The following is an 18534-nucleotide window of genomic DNA, read 5'->3' as shown; positions in this document are numbered from 1 at the left end:
TTCCCATTCGAGAAAGTCATCCTGCTTTCAATTTGGAACAGCTTTACTGTGCGTACGCCGCGACGCGTGATCCAAAGATACGCGAAGCTCTGATCCTCTACCATCAGCGGCTCGTGCGCTCCATAGCAGTGCGCTTTGTCGGGGGCGAAGAGGCTCTGGAGGATCTGATTCAGGTCGGCAATATCGGCTTAATCAATGCGCTGGATCGCTACGACCCGAGCCAGGGAACTCGCTTCTCTACCTTTGCAACGCCTACTATCAACGGGGAGATTCGCCGTCATTTCCGAGATAAATCCGCCAGTATCAAGATCCCACGCTGGCTCCAGGAGCTCCAGCAGGCTATACGCCGGGTAAACACCGAGCTCACGTCCACGCTGGGGAGAGCCCCCACTCCCCCCGAAATGGGAAAGTCCCTGGATGTCCCTGAGGAGCATATTTTACTGGCGATAGAGTCGCAGGAGGCAGGCAACGTTCTTTCTCTGGACACACACCTAGACGGACGCTATCTACAAGAGAGCACCTCGATGCAAGATATCGTCGGCCAGAGAGATCGTCTTCTTTGCGAGTTTGAGCACTTCGGGGATCTGCGCGGTGCCTTAGATGCTCTGGGGCAGCGGGAGCGCGAGGTGATCGCACTACGCTTCTACGATGACCTCAGCCAGGCGAAGATTGCTGCCCGCCTGAATATCTCGCAGATGCATGTCTCGCGCCTTCAGCAGCGCGCCCTGCTCCACCTGCGCGACCTACTCGCCGATGAGCCGCTAGCGCCTTCTTCCCGGAAATGCAAGCGCAGCCCCCGCTGAGCACGCCCCCGGCTGCACAGATAGCGTACACAGTGCAGGTCGCGGAGGTGAGCCAGAAACGCTACCATATCCAGGTACAGGCGGAGGGCTTACGCCGCGACACGGTTACCTTCCAGCTTCCTGCCTGGACACCAGGCTGGTATGTCCTGCGAAGTAACGAGGGGAATCTTAGTAACTTCTCCGCACGCGGCCCTTCCCAGAAACCACTACGCCTCCAGCAAACTGGTATCCGCACCTGGACGGTTACCACGGAGGGAGCCTCCCGTGTGACTTTCTCCTACGATGTGCGCGCCTCGGACACCGACTTTGGTTTCTTCGAGCCTTATCTTGATAGTGAGCATGGGTTTGTGCCCGGCCCCGCGACCCTGGCCTATATCGCGGAGAGCAAGGAGTCTCCTTGCACCATTACCTACCAGGTGCCGGAGGGCTGGAAAGTCGCCAGTGCAAACACGCCCGTTCCTGGAAAGCCTGCGACTTTCTCCGCGCCCAACTACGATGCCCTGACAGATCAGCCCGCCGAGCTTGGAAAGTTCACACGGATAGAGCGTACTCTGGGAGAGGTGCCGGTCTCGGTCGTAATTGTAGGAGGCGATTCCACACGCTACGCACGCTGGTCAGAGAGTGTCTTTAAGATTGCTCAAGCGGGAATCAAGCTCTTGGGGGGCGCACCTTTTGAGCGGTATATCTTCTTTTTTCACTTTGCGCGCACCGAAAGCTTCACCGGCGGACTGGAGCACCTAAACGGCACGGTGATACGCCTAGATCCCAATAACCTGCGACAGCCAGACCCGGAAAACCTCTCTATTGTCGCCCATGAGTTTGTGCATGCCTGGAATGTCAAGCGTATTCGTCCCGCGGCACTCGGCCCTTTTGACTACACACGCGCCGTCCGGGTGAAAGACCTCTGGTTTGCCGAGGGAGTGACCGACTACTTCGCACCGCGTGTTCTGACCGAAGCCGGGCTGGCGTCACAGCGGTTCTGGCTAGGCTATCAGGCCGAGCAGCTTACCCAGCTCATGACGAACCCCGCGCGGCGGCGGGTGACACTGGAAGATGCCTCCTCGAAGGTGTGGGAGAGCCAGGACGAATCCCAGGGGTTTGGTGGGCTCTCTTACTACAACAAAGGGCTTGTGGTAGGGCTGCTCCTGGATATCGAGCTACGGCAGAAAACCAATAACAAAGTCGGGCTGGAGGATGTCCTGAAGACCCTCCTGGCTCAGTGCATAAAGACGGGCAAAGGCTACAGCGATGGTGAGATCGAGCGCGTGGCAACACGGCTCGCCGGGGCAGATCTCTCGGCCTTCTTTACCCGTGCGCTCCGCTCCACGGACGAGCTTCCGATTGTGGAACTGCTGGCGGCGGGGGGAATTCAGGTGGACGAGAGTGTCCGTAAAAATACGACCCTCGGAGTGATCTGGGATTTCTCCAATCCCAGTCAGGCTCGGATCGCCTCTGTGGAACCCAATGGCCCCGCGGCGCAGGCGGGCCTGCAAGGCGGAGATGTGGTGCTCAGCCTGGGAGGCCAGGCACTCGATAGCCTGCTGGGAGGCGCTCTAACACGCTACCAACCCGGTGAGCGCGTTATTTTGACCTTCCGGCGCGACGGTGCCCTACAGCAGGGGAGCCTGACATTCGGAGAGGAAACTGAGCACTCCTATCGTCTGCGCCCTCTTGCTCGCCCCACACCGCTTCAGGCACGCATTCTTGCCAGCCTGAGCGGTACGGGATCGGGAAGCTAACAAACGCTACTTCGTAATCGAGATCACTTCGTAGCGGATGATGCCATCGGGTGTCTTTACCTCAACCGTATCCCCAATGCGTTTTCCCATGAGTGCTTTGCCAATAGGCGACTCATTGGAAAGAAAGTCCTGGTCGGGATCGGCTTCGTAGGACGACACCAAAGTGACGGTCCAGTCATCGCCAAAGTCCTTGTCCTGAATCGTCACCACTGCCCCTAAGCCCACCCAGTCCGTTGGGATGTCATCGTACCGAAGCAGACGAGCACGTGATAGGATTCCCTTGAGATCGAGAATCCGCCCTTCGACAAATGCCTGAGCATTCTTGGCGGCCTCGTACTCCGCGTTCTCCGTGAGCTCCCCGTAGTCCTTCGCATCCTTGATTCGCGCTGCCACCTCGTGACGGTCTATTGTCACCAAGCGATCCAGCTCCTCTTCGATACGCTGTCGTCCCTGTGCGGTCAGAACGATCTCTTCTTCTTGTATTTGTGTTTCCATCGCCAACATTTGCGTGCCCCCCATGGGTTTCTCGGCCATTGCAGGAGACAATCCTCCCGCTAAATTCTTCCCTAATAGTACGGTGCAAGAGAAATAAAGTTCCCTCGAATTGCTATCAGAATAAGATTATTTTTTCCTGTCGTGATATAATCGGCGCACTAGTCGCGAGACTAGAGTTTTGGCTTCGTAGCTCAGCGGATTAGAGCATCGGTCTTCGGAACCGAGGGTCAGGGGTTCGAGTCCCTTCGAGGCCACTTTTCTTCCTTTTCTCTCCACAACAACCCTCTCGTCTCCCCTCAGACAGTCCCATCCCGCAAAAGTTGCGCGAAACTCTCAAAAAGTTTATTTTTGTTTATGCGGAGCCAGAAGCGCTACGAGATGCTTTGCTTTGTGAGCACCAGACGATAAACCTCCCACAATCCTGTGGGCTAACCCGAACGAACTTGTATTCCACTGCGCAACGTGGCGGGACTATGCCACCAGTTTTGCAGACGGCACACCACGCACCTGCGGCGGGTTGAAGGCAAGAGCAAAATCGTCCTCGGGAACGCCTATAGCCCGCAGATCCTCGCTAATCCCGTCCATTATATCGGCAGGAACTCCTCACCCGAAAAAGGGCGAACACTCCCTGGCGCGACCACGAGATCACAAAGGATGCGGTACTGCGAGGGAACCGGTGGTAGGTTTACGGCTCGTACAGTTGCCTTGACACTCTCTCTATCACTCAGAAGCGCGGTAAACACAGCATCGGCGAGGTAGCGCGGACAATACCCCAACGGCATCACGTCCCTGGAAAGTTGCCCATGCGTCCTGAGTCCGACGGCCCTTACATCCACCGGATTCTGCACATCCAGAAAGAGACGCAGTTGCTCCCCTACCTCCAGGCTCTCTGCGCGGGCAGAAGCCCCTACGGACATGTGGCGCAGCCCATGTACGAAAAAGGTAGTCCTGTATCCGCCTTCAGGAGTGACTTCCACATCCGGGAAGACCTCTAGGCTGTCCGTCTGCCGCCGTCCATTGGTCTGAGCCAGAAACGCCAGCGGGTCTTTTTCCTGTCCCTCTAACCGCAACCAGGCAATGTACTCGGGAAAATCCGGGCGGCTTGCAGGCATGACACGGTTGGCAAAGACGGGAAAGAGCACCTCGGATTCATAGACGGCTTCCAGGTTAGGGAACTCGGACAAGGAGCCAAAGCCACCTTCGGATTGGGCAACCTTGACCCCCTTGAGATAGCGAAACTGGAAAATTTCCCCGCGTCTCTGTAGCTGACCGACAGGGAACCAGCGGCGCGTGTTGACATTTTGCCAGGCAAGAAAAAGAGTTTTCATAGTGTTTTTTGCAGTCGGGCCATGTTATGAGCCAAGAGCCGTAGGGCGAAATCAGTAGCCATCACCGAGATACGATTCTTAGGAATCTTACCCAATTCTTCCTCAAAATCTTCTATCGTTACCAAAGAGAGCTGAGCGAGCCAGAGGTGTGCAGCTTGCGGATACATACTTCCCGCTTCTTCAAACGCGGCAAGGGTTGATAAAGGTTTCGAGGCGCTGACACCTTGGTACAGAGCCGAAGTCGCCTTATTGGCGTAAACTGCCACGGAGTATCCCTGGTCTTTTGTCGTCAATCGTTGCCGTCGTTCCTCGTCACCAAGGAGCATTCCTAAAGAAGAGGCATGGTCAAAGGTAGGAGCCAGTGCCTGTTGTATACCAGAAATCCCTTCAACAACAGCCCAGTTTTCGTCGTGCCGATCTCCGTTACCAATCAAGGCATCTAGCATAAGATACCCTACAAAAACTTCCTGGGCCGTCTTGATGCCCTGCGGCAAGTTCCAGCCTCGTGGTGGTGCCACCTTTTCTAGCGACTGCATCACAGCATCAACCGTGTGAAAGGAGTTTCTGTACTTTTTACGTTTCTGAAGATAGTCCAGGTCTATCGTTCCCAAAAGCTGATTTCCCAAGATGAGTTGTTCGTCTCGTCGGAGAAAAGACAACGAGGCAACGCCACGCCCACTCTTCCAGGTAATTGCCAGTTCATAGGTGGCATGAGGAAGCCCAAGGCACTTGCACAGGCACTCGGCAACCTTCTCTGACCAGTCCTAACCGGTGTTCTCGCGAACATACTTGAAGAGCCAGAGCTGTTCACTTTTGTCCTCGAACCAGAACTTGTCCTTGGTTCCCATCTGCTCCATAGACTGAGGCCAGCTCTCCTGAACAAATATGATCTCAAAGGAGGCCACCTAAAGCTCTCCCCCAAACGCCCGATCCAGCACCGCAGGAAGTAGCGCCCTCAACCGTTCCCCCGTCTGCTGCTGCTCCCGCCGCAGTGCATCCGTTTTTGCCTGAAGAGAATCGAGATACGCCACTATCGCCTCTTGTTCTGAATACTCTACTAACGGAATATCTATTGCCAAAACCTTAGATGCGTTTAGGCTGGGCTGGGCCGAACCTTGAGTCTGAGAAAAAATGGAAACCCGACATTTGTTGTGAAAATTCAACATTAGCGAGAGAAATTTAGGACGTGCGACTCGTTTATCAACGGTGACCGCTTGGATGTGCTTTGTTGTAAAAGCTAAGGGAACATCATCAGGAACAACGCAAAACCTTCCAATAGACGCTCCAACAATTGTCACTAGAATATCACCAGGAAAAACCTGGTAGCGTTTCACTTCCTCGAATTTCTCTTTAGTCACAAACCAACCGCTTTGTAACAATAAACGATTAGTTTGAACATCTCTAGTCCCGATAGCAGCAATGCCTTTGTCAACAAAATCGCCATGATGGAGTTGACTTCCAAAAGGCCCACTCCGTACTGCATTTTCAGTATTACTTACAACAGAATTTAGTTTTCCCCATGAAGTTTCGGGGAACTCAATTGCGTTTATTGAAGCAGTGATAATATCTCGGCTTAACTGATTTGTATAATCTTTAATCCTCCGCGCCTCCTCGATCTTCCCGACAATCTCCTCAATCCGCCCCACGATACGGTGCTGCTCGGCAAGTGGCGGGAGGGGAATGGTGTAGCCCATAACGTGCGACGGACGAATCGCAGCGTAGTTCGTCGAACCAAGAGCGGTAACTTGATCGCGAAAGGTACGGGTGCGAGAATACCAATCCAAGAACCGGCGCTCCAATTTGCTCTCGTCAATTTGGAAAAGAAAATAGTGGCTGCTGACGACCGCCCCTTCCAACTGCTCCGGGACAATCCCAAAGCCCCCCATTTTTGCATCTATCTCAGCGACGAGAAATTCTCCGGCTTGGCAAACTTGCTGAGATTTCGTCTTGATTTCTAATCCTGAGACCTCATCACGGAGAAGGATACCCTGGGCGTGTAGTTGAACACGGCACCGCTTGTACCGTTGTGTATCGTCAATCTGGATGAACTCTTTGCGATGGTTCAGAACACCACGCAAGGGCACGCTAGGCCAATCAGCACTCACTTGATTCCCCCTACAAGTGCCGACTCTATCTCTGTCATGATCTCAAGAATACGCTTTTCCCCGGCGATAATCTCCGCGACAAGCTGCTCCGGGGGAACGTGGGCGGCTTCTTCCTGAGCCACGGGGTTCTTCAAGTCCAGGTTGAACAACGGCCACCAGAGGGCATCGAAGGCTTCCTTTGCCGCCGTGCGCTTCGCCTCCCACTTCTGCCGCTCGGCCACAAGCTCACGGCGTTCTTCCCGTAGCTCCTTGACATTCCCACTTGCCGCGAACAACGAACCCGACTCGGCTTCCTTAATCTCCTTGTCCACTTGGGCTATATGATTGGCGCGTCCCATAATCGCCGCATCGGCGGTACGGATGATCTCCCGCAGGGGATCGGCCTTCTCTTTCGCCGCATCGTAGATTTCCCCAAACTCCACCTTCCAGGCACGGTCACTCTCTACACGCTCACTCCACCAGGCTTGAAGGTCAGCGAACTCCTCGAACTGTAGCGGCTGAGTCTTAGAGTAGTTCTTACGGCCTTCCGGTAAGGGATGCTCGTAGTACCAGGTGGTGCCGGTCGGGCCGGACGTGTCGAAGAAAAGGAGGTTCGCCGGGATAGACGTGTACGGGGCAAAAACGCCGTTGGGCAGCCTGACGATGGTATGCAGGTTGAACTCCGTGAGGAGCTTTTCCTTGATCCGTGCTGCCACTCCCAGCGCAAAGAGGGTGCCATTGGGAACCACAATCGCGGCCCGACCTAGCGACGTCCCCCTACGCTTCAGTCGCCGCATGATGAGCTGCAAGAACAGGAGCGCCGTTTCCGAGGTGCGTAGGTCTTCGTCGAACTCCTTCTGTACCGAGGGGTCTTCTTCCCCACCAAACGGCGGATTGGCGAGGATCACATCCACCCGTTGCGCTTCCCCGATACCATCCAGGTTCACCCCGAGATAGCTCACCGGGCGAAGAGAGTTCTCGGCGAAAATCTGCGGCGATTCCATCCCGTGTAGAAGCAGGTTCATCTGTGCCAGCAAATAGGGCAATCCCTTCGCCTCTACGCCGCTCACGCTCTGCTGTAAGACAACTTGCTCTTCAACCGTCCGCGCCTGCTCTTTGAGGTGCAAAAACGACTCCACCAAAAAGCCACCCGTTCCACAGGCAGGGTCATGGACATGCTCCCCGAGCTTCGGATTAGTGGCCCACACCATAAACTTGACTACCGGACGCGGCGTATAGAACTCCCCGGCATCCCCGGCAGAATCGCGCATCTCCTTCAGCAAGGACTCGTAAAGATTGCCCAGCACATGCACTTCTTCAGTAGAATAGAAATGAATGCCATTGACCTTATTGACCACCTCACGGAGCAGGTAGCCGTCCTGCATCCGGTTCTGGAGGTTAGCAAAGACATTCCCCACTACCTGTCGCCGAGGGTCAGCATTCCCCTTGAGGCTCCGCAGGTAGGCAAACAGCCCCATACCCTCAGTGCCATCTGCATGAAGGGCAGTCTGATCGTTCAGGAAAGCCAGAAGGATCGTCCCGGTGATACCCGTTGGCTCTGCCGCCCAGTCTCGCCAACGATAGGGAGCAGAAAGGATCGGTTCGTAGGTCTCTCGGGTTTCCTCGTTCAGGTAGTCCAAGTCATCCAGGAACTTGAGGAAGAGAATCCAGGTGAGCATGGGGAGACGATCCGCGTCGCCGTTCAGCCCCTTGTCCCGCCGCATAATATCCCGCACCGACTTGACAATGCTACCCAACCGCTGCGCCGTCGTGACGGGGGGCGCTTCCCTCTGGTTTCGAGCCATAAGCCCCTATGATACCGGACAGGCGCAAGCGGGGTCAGACGCTGGTGTAGAGAAGCGATTCCAGACGGTGAACCGCCGTGTGAAACTTAGTCTTTCCGCCGAACTGCTGCATGATCTCAAAGCTATTGCCGTACTTGTCAAGGGGAGGTAGTGAGAGAACATCCGGGTACCGTAGCTCGCCTGGCCCCTGGTCGGTGTACTTCTCCAGAAGCCCCTCCAAGATCACCCGCGCCGTGGGGCCGTACTCCTCAAAGAAGTCCTTGCTCTGCTTCCGAACCGCATCGGCTCGTTCCTTGCGCGTCTTCAACGGCTGATTGAAAGCCACATGACAGAGCAAATCGAACGGGTCTGCATCCGGGCGTTTCATCACCTCGGCCAGTTCGTGAAAGTCAATCCCACGTTCGGAAAGCGCCTCCAGAATCTCTCTGCGGCGTGTGGCATCTGTCCAAGCGGCCTTCATGTCTTCCGGGGTGGTACAGAGGGTTCGGGCTTTCTCAGCGGCATAGTCGGTTAGTTGGACGGTTCGCAGGACATTCCCATCTACATCAAGCTCCTGCACGATCTCAGCAACGATCTTTACGCCGCCTTTTTCGTGAGGGAAATACTTCTCCTGAGTCTCACCCGTGACAGGTGAAGGTGGAAGCGGTGACACCGTGGGCGGCTCACCTGGCTCCTCAGCGCCTCCTGTGACCGTCTCACCCTCACCGTCTATAACTTCTTCACTGATCGAGGCAGGGTAGCCGTCGAACTCAGGGTCAGAAAATCTCTCCGATGCACTACCGGCATAGTCCAAGATATTAAAGAAGAGCTTGCCGCAGTCTTCCCGAACGCGAGTTCCGCGCCCGATGATCTGCTTGAACTCCACCACGTTTCGGCAAGTCGGCGCATTGACCCCGGTGGTCAGCATCTGAGAGGTTGTCAGGATCGTAGGCACCTTGGTATCTACTTTCTGAAAGCGTCCCAGGTGTCCCCGTCCAATATCATCTTCATCGCTCGTCACGCGGCACACGTAATCGGGATACTGCTTCATCAGGTCGGAGTTCTCGTTCACCAGCGCCTGACGCATAGCAAGAGCATGGTCTTGATTCACACAAAACACAATGGTCTTGGCGAACCGATCCGTCTTTTTCAGGAAGGCTGTCAGGTGCTTTGCGATTGCCTCAGTCCTTCCCGACAAAACGATGAACCGCTCAAAGTCCTTGGTCTGGTAAACGCCCTCAGGAATCTCCTTGCCGCGCTTATCCGTTATCCCCTTCTTAACTCGGTACCCGAACTCGTCGTACTCCGTCTTGACACGGAAGACCTTGTAGGGCGCGAGGAACCCATCCTCAATCCCCTGGCGCAGAGAGTATTGGTAGATCGGATTGCCAAAGTAGGCGTAGGTGTCTCGGCTGTCTTCACGCAACGGAGTCGCGGTCATGCCAAGCTGATACGCGGGGGAGAAGTGCTCAAGAATCGCTCTCCAGCTTGAATCATCACGGGCACTTCCCCGGTGCGCTTCGTCCACAATCACGAGATCAAAAAACTCAGCAGGGTACTTCTTGAACAGCGGCCCGGTAGCGTCTTCGCTGGTCAGGGTCTGGTAAGTAGCAAAATATACCTCGCGGCCAAGCTCGACTGAACCCTGTATCCGGTGCCGTGCTGATCCCAGGGGGGCGAACTCGTTATCGTGTGGATCATCCACCAGAACGGTTCTATCTGCTAGAAAGAGAATCCGAGGGTGCCGCTGCTTTTCCCCGGTGCGTGTCCACTTGGCATTCCAGAGCTTCCAGGTGATTTGAAAGGCGATAAAGGACTTCCCTGTCCCCGTTGCCAGTGTCAGAAGTGCCCTTTGCTTCCCTGCCAGAATCGCCTGCATAGCGCGGTTGATAGCGATCTCCTGATAGTAGCGCGGAGAGGACGTGCCCTAATGGTACGAAGGAGTCAGCAAGGTCTTCGCCGCCTCATCTGTGATGTGCTCTTTCCCCTTCAGCCGCTTCCATAGCTCCTCAGGAGTCGGGTAGGCGGGAACCGTCTTCTCTGTCCCTTCTAGGTAATCGTACTCGATAATCTCAGTACCGTTGGTGGCATAGGCAAACTTGAGTCCAAGAATCTCCGCGTAGTCCTTTGCCTGCCCCAGTCCCTTACCTGCTGCCTCATTGATTGCCTTAGCTTCAACAATGGCAAGGGGGAAGTCTCGATGGTACCGGAGAAGATAGTCGGCCTTCTTCCGCTCACCACGCCGGGCACTACTGCCCTGAACACGGATGCGTCCATCGGTGAAGAAGTATTGCTCACGAATTTCGTGTGGTGCGATCTCCCAACCGGCTGCCTGAATCGCCGGGGTGACGTGCAAACGGCAGGTATCTGCTTCAGTCAAATGATCTTGTGGTTCCATATCGATTTTGTCTATGGTACCGGAACTCTGCACTATCCTCCCGTAACGGAAAGCACTACCCAGTTCTTGGCCCGATGTACTCCGTCGCCAACACAATATCATCGAACCACACGGAATTCGTCGGCTTGAGGCGGCTGCGATTACGCTTCAGTGCCTCCTCAGTGACGTAGTGCTCCAGCCAGAAATTATTGAGCTTGAGCGCGTTGCTCGTGCGCCAGCGGAAGCCCTCGAACGGCTCGCCGCCGGTCTCGGGGAGCGTGAACCCCAGGCCCGTCCAGGGACCGCGTCGCACACCGGGGGCGATGTGCATCGCGAGCTTGCCGTCCAGCCAGAGCGCGAGTTCACCGTCGGACTTTTCGGGAGTGGAGTTGAGCTTGGTCATGAACTCGACACACTGCCAGCGGTCTTTAGGGACGAGCAATGGCGTGGTCGGCCCGATTCCTGCGCCCCAGAACTTGCCGTCGGCGCTTTTTTTCATCTCGTGCCAGTAGGTATAGAAGTTCCACGCGCCGGGGGCCGCAAAGCGCCCATTGCCACCGTGTGGCTCGATCCCCACCGAGAGTCTATCGTCGCCGCTTGGTTTATTGCCCGCCTGCGGGTTGGGCCAGCGCTGAGGGGGATTGTGGCCGCCCATCCAGACAAAGTGGTGGATGTAGTCTGCATCGGGCTCAAAGCGGACATAGAAGCGGGCGTAGAGTGTCTCGCTCGCACGCGGTAGGAGAGTAAAAAGATGCCCGCCATTGTCCTCGCCCAGTGTCGCCGTGATCTTCAGCGCGCGCCTGCCCGTGCTCTTGTCGGTCTCCAGTGCCAGAGGCCTCCCCGCCTTGTTGCTGATATCCGACCATTTTGCCTTGAGTGCGGCAATATCCCCGGTCTCAAAGTCCTCGGTCAAGACTACCGATGCGTGTTTTGCGATGCCTTTATCGCCCGGGAACATCGCCGCCAGCCCTTTGCCCTCTTGCATGTTCTCCCCTTCGGCACCCGCAGAGGGAATTCCTGCGTCGCGACCACACGCTCTCACAACACTAAGCGCTCATTTGAGTCCATGCCCTAGCCATCTTTATTCTTCGTAAGTCCCCCGCTTCAAGTCAGACGCGAGGCGCTCGGCGGCGCGCCACGAGAGTGCCATAGCGGTCAATGTAGGCCGTTTCTCGGGACAGGTCGTAAAGCAACTAATGTCGGTAACCAGGACATTGGGGACCGCATGAAGCCTGTTCCAGCCATCGAGCATCCCGAATTCTCGGGAGTGGTGCATGCGTACTGTGCCGCCGTAGTGTACCGACGAGCCCGGGCGGAGGACATTGGGCTCGTGGATGATCTTGTTGTCGTAGCCCGCTGCGGAAAGAATTTCTTGCAGGTTCTTGCGAGCGAGGTTCATATTGGCTCGGATATCTTTGTCGTAGTCCATGCAAACACGAAGCTGTGGGCTCCCGAACGGGTCTTTCTGATTTGGATCAGGCTGGGCAAAGTTGTCCGGAGTAGGGATCATGCTTCCCATTACCTGCACTCCCAGCGCTCTGCTCGGCAAAGGAAGACTGGCAAGAATCTGCTCCTTGGGGGATGCAGCCCCCAGTGTCAGCCCTGCCGCCAGTAGTGCAGGAGAGCCAAAGGGCCGGCGGGTCAGATAGATACTATTTGGAAGGCGTGCGATGGGCTTGCTCAGCTCCAGCGTAAACCACTCATGTGGATGGTCGTGGAGGTAGCGCCCCAGTACCCCATCGCTATTGCCCAGCCCCTCGGGGAAGTCCGGGCAGGCAGAGTCAAAAAGGAGCTTGGTCGAGTTGAGCGCCCCGCAGGCGACCACGACTCCTCCGACCTCGATCCTATGCTGCTCTCCCGTCACTCGATCCTGGTAGAGCACCGACTTGACACGTTGCTTTGTGGCATCGTGCTCCAGTCGAAGGACATGTGCCCCCGTACGAAGCTGAAAGTTTGGAGAGCTCATGAGTGGCACGACTAGCTGAAGGAAGCTATTGAAAGCCGTTCCCCGCCGCGCTGCCATCCAAGGAGTCCCGTGGGCGATTGGGGCGGGAATCAGAGCGTGCCCCCGTGCTCGTGCCACTTTATCTACTCTCTGCCAGGCGCGGGGCAGACCGGAGTGATAGCGAAATTCCCCGCGTGGTGCCGTCGCAATATCTACGCGTCCCCCGCTCACTTCCAGCAGACGCTCCACACGCTCATAAAACGGCACCAGCTCTGCGTAGTCCACCGGCCAGCGGTAGCAGGGATCCAGTTGTTCGCCTTCCGTAAAGTCCTCGGGGGAGAAACGCGGCACGCCACCCGTCCACTGGTTAGAGAGCCCTCCCGGATCCAGATGCACCCACCACTCGATCTCAGGGTTACGCCCCACAGAGAGCGCCGCCCCGCGTGGGTCAAGTGCTGGCTTTTTCCGAAAGATTGTTCGCCCCATCGCACGAATCATGACGCCGTGGGGAAGCCGATCCCCCGACTCCAGCATCACCACCGGAATCCCTTGCTGAATCAGCGCCTGGGCCGCCACTGCTCCTGTTGGCCCACTTCCAATCACCGCCACTGGTTTGCTCATCAATTTGACCTTTCAATACCTATCGAACATGTATGAAAAGCCTATGCAATTTGATTGCCATAGAGCAAATAGTTATTTTTTTGGAATTAATTAATTCCTCCGAGGAGCTTAGGCGCTCCGATTTACTCCGATTTACACTAGGGTTTCTGACGAAAAAGAAGCCATTAGTGGCGATTCCCTTCGTTTAGGGATATACCATTCCGTGAAGAAAAACGATAATCCTAAACCAGGGAAGAAACCCCTGCCCTTCGGCGCGAAGCCGAACTCTCTCAAACCAGGTGCGCACCCGACGGCAAAAAAGCCCACGGGCGACAAACCAAACTTTGCCGGCAAGCCTGCTTTTGCTCCTAAGACGCCGCGCCCACCCAAACCGGAGCTTGTCCAAGCAGCCCCTGTAGAAACGACGCCCCCCCAGCCCAAGCCACGCGTGTCAGCTCCAAAACCGCACGACGCTCCTAAGCCTAAAGTCCAGCCGGCTGCCGTCGTCGAGGCTGTCGAGACACCCCTTCCCGGTTTTGCGGACCTTGGCCTGCCGGAAGCGCTGCTCGCAGCGATCGCAGTCGCGGGCTTTGAGTCCCCCACTCCCATTCAGGCACGCGCGATTCCCATCTTGCTTGAGGGCAAGGACATGATCGGCCAAGCACAGACCGGCACGGGAAAGACGGCAGCGTTTGCGCTCCCGCTCCTCGCACGGATCAATCCCGATGCACAAGGGACACAAGCTCTCGTGCTGGTTCCCACCCGTGAGCTGGCGATTCAGGCAGCGGAGCAGATCCATAAGCTGGCTGGCAAGACGGGGCTACGTGTGGTTCCCGTCTACGGTGGACAGCCCATTGACCGACAGTTCCGCGCCCTGATGAAGCCCCCCGCCGTCGTGGTGGGCACACCAGGGCGTCTGATGGACCACATGCGGCGCGGCTCGGTCGCCCTAGACAAAGTCTCCTTCTGCGCCATTGACGAGGCCGACGAAATGCTGGCCTTTGGCTTTGTTGAGGACATCGAGACGATTCTTGCGGCACTGCCCACGACGCGGCAGACGGCACTTTTCTCCGCCACGATGCCTCCCGCTATCGCCTCGCTGGTGAAGAAGTTCCTCCCCAACGCCCAAAAGGTGGAGATCACGGCCAAGCAACGCACGGTGGACACCGTACGACAGGTCTACTACGAGGTCGCTCCCGGTAAGAAGCGCGAGGCGCTGGCGCGGATTCTGGACATGGAAACCCCTGGCCCGACCATTGTCTTCTGCCGCACCCGCATGGAGACTCAAGAGCTCGCAGAAACACTAAGTGTGAGAGGCTACTCCGCCGAACCGATCCACGGCGACATGGCGCAGTCCGAGCGCGACCGGGTGATGAAGAAGTTCAAGGACGGCCAGGCGGATATTCTCGTGGCCACCGATGTGGCGGCGCGCGGGCTGGATATTGAGTCCGTGACCCATGTCATTAACTTTGACCTGCCCTTTGATGTCGAACAGTACATCCACCGCATCGGGCGCACCGGGCGTGCGGGCCGTGAGGGCGATGCGCTGAGCTTGATCGAGCCACGTGACCGCCGTAATCTCATGCGCTTTGAGTACCAGATCGGGGCCAAGATCACGCCTCTGCGGGTTCCCAGCGCCGCCGATATCGCCGTGCGTCGCCGTGAAGTGTTTGCCACCAAACTGGCCGAACGCCTGGAGACGGGCGGCAGCTTCGACGGACAGTACCCCATTGTCAGCGAGCTCTCGGAGACGCATGACATCGCTGATATCGCCGCCGCCGCGCTCCAGCTCCTGTGGGAAGCCACGGCAGCGGGCGCCTCCAGCGACTCCTCGCGCGATGACGAGCTGGCCGCACAGCGCGAGCAGCCCGAGGCCGGAATGGTGCGCCTCTTTGTGAGCATGGGCCGCGCCGACAAGCTCCGCCCGTCGGATCTGGTAGGAGCGATTCTCAATGAGACCGGCCTGCCCCCTAAATCCGTCGGGACGATTGATGTGTTGGATCGGGTGACGTTCTTCGAGGTTCCTGCCGCACACGCCGAGCAGGTGATGGCCGCGCTGAGCAACACCAAGCTCCGAGGACGCCGTCCTAATGTGGGCACCGCCAAGCCCACGGACAACTTCCGAGGACGGTAACCGGTAGAGAGACAAAACAAAACCTCGCCCTTCGAGTTCCGAAGGGCGAGGCTTTGTTTGTTTTAGAGTATTAGAGTCGCCCGAGGCGAGTAATGGGCCAGAAGGTGACAATGCCACGCCCGACAATGCGCCACTTTTCGAGTTTGCCCCAGACATGCGAGTCGGCGGAGTGGTTGCGGTTGTCGCCCATCATGAAGTAGTGGCCCGGTGGCAGTACATTCCCCCCGTTTTCCAGGTAGGGAATCTCGGTCATGTTGTAGCCGGGATCCTCGTTAGTGTAGGGCTCATCAAGCGGCTTGTCGTTAATCAGAACCTCGCCCGGAGTGATCTCCACCTTGGCACCGGGCTGGCCGAACTGCCGGGCGATATCGGCGGGCAGGATCTTCTCGGTACGATTCACCAGGACATAGTCCTTGAAGAACTTCACCGACTTTCTGTCGTCAATGCCCAGCCGATTGCGTAGCTCCTGCGGAGCTGCATGCGCATTGCTGTCCGCTCCCTGCGACTCAAAAACTTCAGCACCAACCGTGAGCTTGGCTCCACGTACTTCGATCTTGTCGCCGGGCAGACCGATGCAGCGCTTGATGTAGTCCTGCTCCAGTGTCGGGCTGCCCGTCGCCAACGGCGGAGCCGCAAAAACCAGCACATCACCACGCTGCGGATCGCGAAAACGGAAGGACATCTTGTCAACGATCAGGCGATCCCCGATCTCCAGGGTCGGCACCATGCTCTCCGAGGGAATATAGAACGCCTGCGCCACAAATGGGCGGATGAGCAAGAACGCCAGCGCCAGCACAAAAGTGACAGTGTCGCAGGTCTCGGAGATCGTACGCGCCCAATTATCACGCAAGAGCTTTACGAGCGCAAGGCGTAGAATCGTGAAACCGGCGATGACAGCAACCACAATGGTCGGGCTAATATTAGCAAGCTGGTCAGAAAGAGGGATAGATTGTTCATTCATAGCGATTTGGCAAGGGGCAAGGTCACAATAAAGCGAGACCCTTTACCCAATTCGCTATCTGCGACAATGGTTCCTCCGTGGGCCTCAACAATATGCTTTACGATAGAAAGGCCCAGTCCCGTTCCCCCCGTTGCCGTTCCCGCTTCACCCAGAAATTTCCGCGCCCGATCCGCCCGCCAGAAACGCTCGAAGATGCGTGGCAGATCCTCTTTCAAAATCCCAATTCCCGTATCCGCAACCGTGACCGTGAGAGTTGCTTTTTCGCGCACCACTGCCACTGCCACACTGCCACCTGAGGGGGTGTACTTAATGGCATTATCAAGCAAGTTAAAGAAAACCTGCTCCAGCTCACTCCGGTCCGCCTCAAGCTCCAAAGCGGGCATCGTCTCCGGCAGCGAGATACGCACAGTGCGACGGGCGGCGTAGGTTTCAAGGCGCTCCGCAATATCCATCAGCAAATCGCCCAGACCGAAGCGCTCCCGAGCAGGCGGCAGGGTCTCGGAGCGTGCCAGAAAAGTCAGATCCTCGGAGAGGCGCACGAGGCGATCCACCTCACGGACAATATTACCCAGAAATTTCTCGCTGACCTCGGGATCGTTCAAGGCACCGTCTTGTAGAGTCTCCGCCATAGCGCGGATCGAGGCAAGCGGGGTGCGCAGCTCGTGGGAGACATTGATCACAAACTCGGTCCGCACCGTCCGTAGCCGTGTCAGCTCGGTCTGATCCGAAAAAAGAATCATCGCCCCCCCTGCCGACAGCCCCAACGCCCGGGCTTTCACAAAGCGCTCTTTCCCATTGACGAGGCGCACTTCGGTCTCTTGTGGCAGCTTAGTGGTTCGCGCCAGCTCAACGAGTTCGACCAGAGTACGCTGGTGTGTTGCTTCCAAAAGAGAGCGCCCCACGACCCGTTTCGCATTACTATCCGCTGTCAGATAGCCAACCGCTGTCTCGTTGGCATAGATGATCTTATTATTGTCATTGACACGTAGGAGGCCATCTTGAACCAGGAGCGCCATCTGCTCTAAGCGTTTACTCATGGCTGGAACTTATATCCGACGCCGCGTACTGTCAAAAGATGCTCGGGGCTGGAGGGGTTAGGCTCGATCTTCTCGCGCAGCCAGCGGATATGCACATCTACTGTGCGCTCCTCGACCACTTCATCAGTTCCCCAGACCCGGTCCAGTAACGCCGCCCGGTCAAAGACTCGCCCTGGGTGCGCCGTGAGGAGCACCAGCAGATTAAACTCCTTGCGTGCCAGCTTCACGGGAGTGCCCTTGCGTGTGACTTCATGCTTCTCCAGATCCACGACCAGCTCCAGCGCGGCGGAGACGAGCTGTGGCCCGACCACATTACTCTGCCCTTCGACTCCCGCGCGGCGCAGCAACGCCTTGATCCGCGCCACCAGCTCGCGCATTCCAAAGGGCTTGACCACGTAGTCATCCGCTCCGATCTCCAGCCCCTGCACACGGTCACTCTCCGCAATCCGCGCCGTGAGCATCAAGATCGGCACACGCTCCCCTTGCTGGCGGATCAGGCGGCAGATATCAAAGCCGCTTCCGGAGGGCAGCATGACATCCAGAACAATTAAGTCAGGATGATGGGTACGAAAAAGCTGGAGTGCCTCGTCCGCATCTCCAGCAGTCAGAACCGTAAAGCCCTGTGCCTTCAAGTTGTAGCGGATTGCCTCGATCAGGGTCGGCTCATCGTCCACGACCAGGATGGTTTCTTGGGCCATTATGCCTCTATTATCCCGCATTACCTACCAAAGGCATTAAGTCTCTGTTAAACTTATTGCTATGGCAGGCAAATCCGGTAAAGAAAACAAGAAAAGCAAGAGCGAGCTCTCAGAGATTCTGGCGGAGCTCGCTGCGTTGCGTCAGGATGTCGAAGCGCTCAAGTTGTCTGAGCCAGCGCCGATCGTGGGCAGAGTACTCACTGCCGAGCAAGTCGCGCGCAAAGCCAGCGCCTTCTCCCCCGCAGCCCGTGCACGGCTGATCGAGACACTCCTCACCCAGGGGCCACAGCCCCCTCCACAGCTTGGCGACACCTGCGGACTGGCGACGGGCTCGCTCTACCACCACCTCCGGGAGATTGTCGCAGCAGGCATTGCCACCGTCGAGGGCAAGGTCTACCAGCTCACGCCCGAGGGAGCGCGCCTCGCCCGAGCGTTCTTCTCACCCACCGACGAGTAAAATACTCCGGCCTAAAGGCCGGAGCTTTTTATTGAAAGCGGACACCGCAAAAGCCTCAAGAGTTCCCACTTTCTCCTAAACCCAGTTTCAGA

The 18534-nt window shown here is 56.9% G+C and carries 15 protein-coding genes, 1 tRNA gene and 1 pseudogene; 5 read left to right on the top strand and 12 right to left on the bottom strand.

The window, feature by feature from the left end:
• Nucleotides 1–32: 32 nt before the first annotated feature.
• Both ACH2ED_RS22975 and ACH2ED_RS22970 read left to right on the top strand, forming a co-directional pair.
• The gene (locus ACH2ED_RS22975) at nucleotides 33–803 is read left to right on the top strand and encodes a sigma-70 family RNA polymerase sigma factor (RefSeq protein ID WP_395095084.1); all 771 of its coding nucleotides are present in this window, start codon (nucleotides 33–35) and stop codon (nucleotides 801–803) included.
• On the top strand, nucleotides 782–2542 hold the full coding sequence (locus tag ACH2ED_RS22970; protein WP_395095083.1) for a M61 family metallopeptidase: 1761 nt from the start codon (nucleotides 782–784) through the stop codon (nucleotides 2540–2542). The genes ACH2ED_RS22975 and ACH2ED_RS22970 overlap by 22 nt, the downstream gene beginning before the upstream one ends.
• A 6-nt stretch (nucleotides 2543–2548) precedes the next feature.
• Here the strand turns inward: ACH2ED_RS22970 and greA are convergent, their stop codons facing one another.
• Complete coding sequence (greA, locus tag ACH2ED_RS22965; RefSeq protein WP_395095082.1) at nucleotides 2549–3076, bottom strand: transcription elongation factor GreA; 528 nt, start codon at nucleotides 3074–3076, stop codon at nucleotides 2549–2551.
• A 141-nt stretch (nucleotides 3077–3217) separates the two neighbouring features.
• Between greA and ACH2ED_RS22960 the strand changes: the two genes are divergently transcribed.
• Nucleotides 3218–3291 (top strand) — tRNA-Arg (locus ACH2ED_RS22960).
• A 330-nt stretch (nucleotides 3292–3621) separates the two neighbouring features.
• On the opposite strand, the gene ACH2ED_RS22955 is transcribed toward ACH2ED_RS22960, so the two are convergent.
• The 8 genes and pseudogenes from ACH2ED_RS22955 to ACH2ED_RS22920 all read right to left on the bottom strand — a co-directional run bounded on the left by ACH2ED_RS22955 (nucleotide 3622) and on the right by ACH2ED_RS22920 (nucleotide 13176).
• Nucleotides 3622–4365, bottom strand: a complete 744-nt coding sequence (locus ACH2ED_RS22955) for an HIRAN domain-containing protein (protein ID WP_395095081.1) — start codon at nucleotides 4363–4365, stop codon at nucleotides 3622–3624.
• The gene (locus tag ACH2ED_RS22950; protein WP_395095080.1) at nucleotides 4362–4976 is read right to left on the bottom strand and encodes a hypothetical protein; all 615 of its coding nucleotides are present in this window, start codon (nucleotides 4974–4976) and stop codon (nucleotides 4362–4364) included. Before ACH2ED_RS22950 ends, ACH2ED_RS22955 begins: the two co-directional genes overlap by 4 nt.
• A 153-nt stretch (nucleotides 4977–5129) precedes the next feature.
• Entirely contained in the window at nucleotides 5130–5270 is a 141-nt protein-coding gene (locus tag ACH2ED_RS22945) for a hypothetical protein (protein WP_395095079.1), read from the bottom strand.
• Nucleotides 5271–6470 carry a restriction endonuclease subunit S gene (locus ACH2ED_RS22940; RefSeq protein WP_395095078.1) on the bottom strand — a complete coding sequence of 400 codons (1200 nt, stop codon included), beginning with the start codon at nucleotides 6468–6470 and terminating at the stop codon, nucleotides 5271–5273.
• Complete coding sequence (locus ACH2ED_RS22935; protein ID WP_395095077.1) at nucleotides 6467–8254, bottom strand: N-6 DNA methylase; 1788 nt, start codon at nucleotides 8252–8254, stop codon at nucleotides 6467–6469. The genes ACH2ED_RS22940 and ACH2ED_RS22935 overlap by 4 nt, the downstream gene beginning before the upstream one ends.
• Nucleotides 8255–8288: 34 nt before the next feature.
• A pseudogene (gene hsdR, locus ACH2ED_RS22930) lies at nucleotides 8289–10631 on the bottom strand (EcoAI/FtnUII family type I restriction enzme subunit R).
• A gap of 55 nt (nucleotides 10632–10686) precedes the next feature.
• On the bottom strand, nucleotides 10687–11652 hold the full coding sequence (locus tag ACH2ED_RS22925; protein WP_395095076.1) for a hypothetical protein: 966 nt from the start codon (nucleotides 11650–11652) through the stop codon (nucleotides 10687–10689).
• Nucleotides 11653–11691: 39 nt separating this feature from the next.
• Nucleotides 11692–13176, bottom strand: a complete 1485-nt coding sequence (locus ACH2ED_RS22920) for a GMC oxidoreductase (protein WP_395095075.1) — start codon at nucleotides 13174–13176, stop codon at nucleotides 11692–11694.
• A gap of 202 nt (nucleotides 13177–13378) precedes the next feature.
• Here ACH2ED_RS22920 and ACH2ED_RS22915 point away from each other — a divergent pair, with 202 nt between their 5' ends.
• Nucleotides 13379–15289 (top strand): DEAD/DEAH box helicase, encoded by a 1911-nt coding sequence (locus ACH2ED_RS22915; RefSeq protein ID WP_395095074.1) that lies wholly within the window; start codon nucleotides 13379–13381, stop codon nucleotides 15287–15289.
• 70 nt (nucleotides 15290–15359) lie between these two features.
• On the opposite strand, the gene lepB is transcribed toward ACH2ED_RS22915, so the two are convergent.
• The 3 genes from lepB to ACH2ED_RS22900 are packed head-to-tail and all read right to left on the bottom strand — an operon-like array spanning nucleotide 15360 to nucleotide 17985.
• Nucleotides 15360–16250, bottom strand: a complete 891-nt coding sequence (gene lepB / locus ACH2ED_RS22910; RefSeq protein WP_395095073.1) for a signal peptidase I — start codon at nucleotides 16248–16250, stop codon at nucleotides 15360–15362.
• Complete coding sequence (locus tag ACH2ED_RS22905; RefSeq protein WP_395095072.1) at nucleotides 16247–17287, bottom strand: sensor histidine kinase; 1041 nt, start codon at nucleotides 17285–17287, stop codon at nucleotides 16247–16249. The genes lepB and ACH2ED_RS22905 overlap by 4 nt, the downstream gene beginning before the upstream one ends.
• On the bottom strand, nucleotides 17284–17985 hold the full coding sequence (locus tag ACH2ED_RS22900; protein ID WP_395095071.1) for a response regulator: 702 nt from the start codon (nucleotides 17983–17985) through the stop codon (nucleotides 17284–17286). Before ACH2ED_RS22900 ends, ACH2ED_RS22905 begins: the two co-directional genes overlap by 4 nt.
• 61 nt (nucleotides 17986–18046) lie before the next feature.
• Here ACH2ED_RS22900 and ACH2ED_RS22895 point away from each other — a divergent pair, with 61 nt between their 5' ends.
• Nucleotides 18047–18442, top strand: a complete 396-nt coding sequence (locus ACH2ED_RS22895; RefSeq protein ID WP_395095070.1) for a hypothetical protein — start codon at nucleotides 18047–18049, stop codon at nucleotides 18440–18442.
• Nucleotides 18443–18534 lie beyond the last annotated feature (92 nt).

It is taken from the genome of Armatimonas sp., assembly GCF_043757465.1.
Classification (GTDB): Bacteria; Armatimonadota; Armatimonadia; order Armatimonadales; family Armatimonadaceae; genus Armatimonas.
The sequence above is the reverse complement of the archived record's forward strand: the minus strand, read 5'-3'. Positions and strand labels throughout refer to the sequence as shown.

Coding starts and splice junctions, on each gene's coding strand:
- ACH2ED_RS22895 (WP_395095070.1), top strand. CDS start 18,047: ATGGCAGGCAAATCCGGTAAAGAAAACAAGAAAAGCAAGAGCGAGCTC.
- ACH2ED_RS22920 (WP_395095075.1), bottom strand. CDS start 13,176: ATGAGCAAACCAGTGGCGGTGATTGGAAGTGGGCCAACAGGAGCAGTG.
- greA (WP_395095082.1), bottom strand. CDS start 3,076: ATGGCCGAGAAACCCATGGGGGGCACGCAAATGTTGGCGATGGAAACA.
- lepB (WP_395095073.1), bottom strand. CDS start 16,250: ATGAATGAACAATCTATCCCTCTTTCTGACCAGCTTGCTAATATTAGC.
- ACH2ED_RS22935 (WP_395095077.1), bottom strand. CDS start 8,254: ATGGCTCGAAACCAGAGGGAAGCGCCCCCCGTCACGACGGCGCAGCGG.
- ACH2ED_RS22970 (WP_395095083.1), top strand. CDS start 782: ATGCAAGCGCAGCCCCCGCTGAGCACGCCCCCGGCTGCACAGATAGCG.
- ACH2ED_RS22905 (WP_395095072.1), bottom strand. CDS start 17,287: ATGAGTAAACGCTTAGAGCAGATGGCGCTCCTGGTTCAAGATGGCCTC.
- ACH2ED_RS22955 (WP_395095081.1), bottom strand. CDS start 4,365: ATGAAAACTCTTTTTCTTGCCTGGCAAAATGTCAACACGCGCCGCTGG.
- ACH2ED_RS22900 (WP_395095071.1), bottom strand. CDS start 17,985: ATGGCCCAAGAAACCATCCTGGTCGTGGACGATGAGCCGACCCTGATC.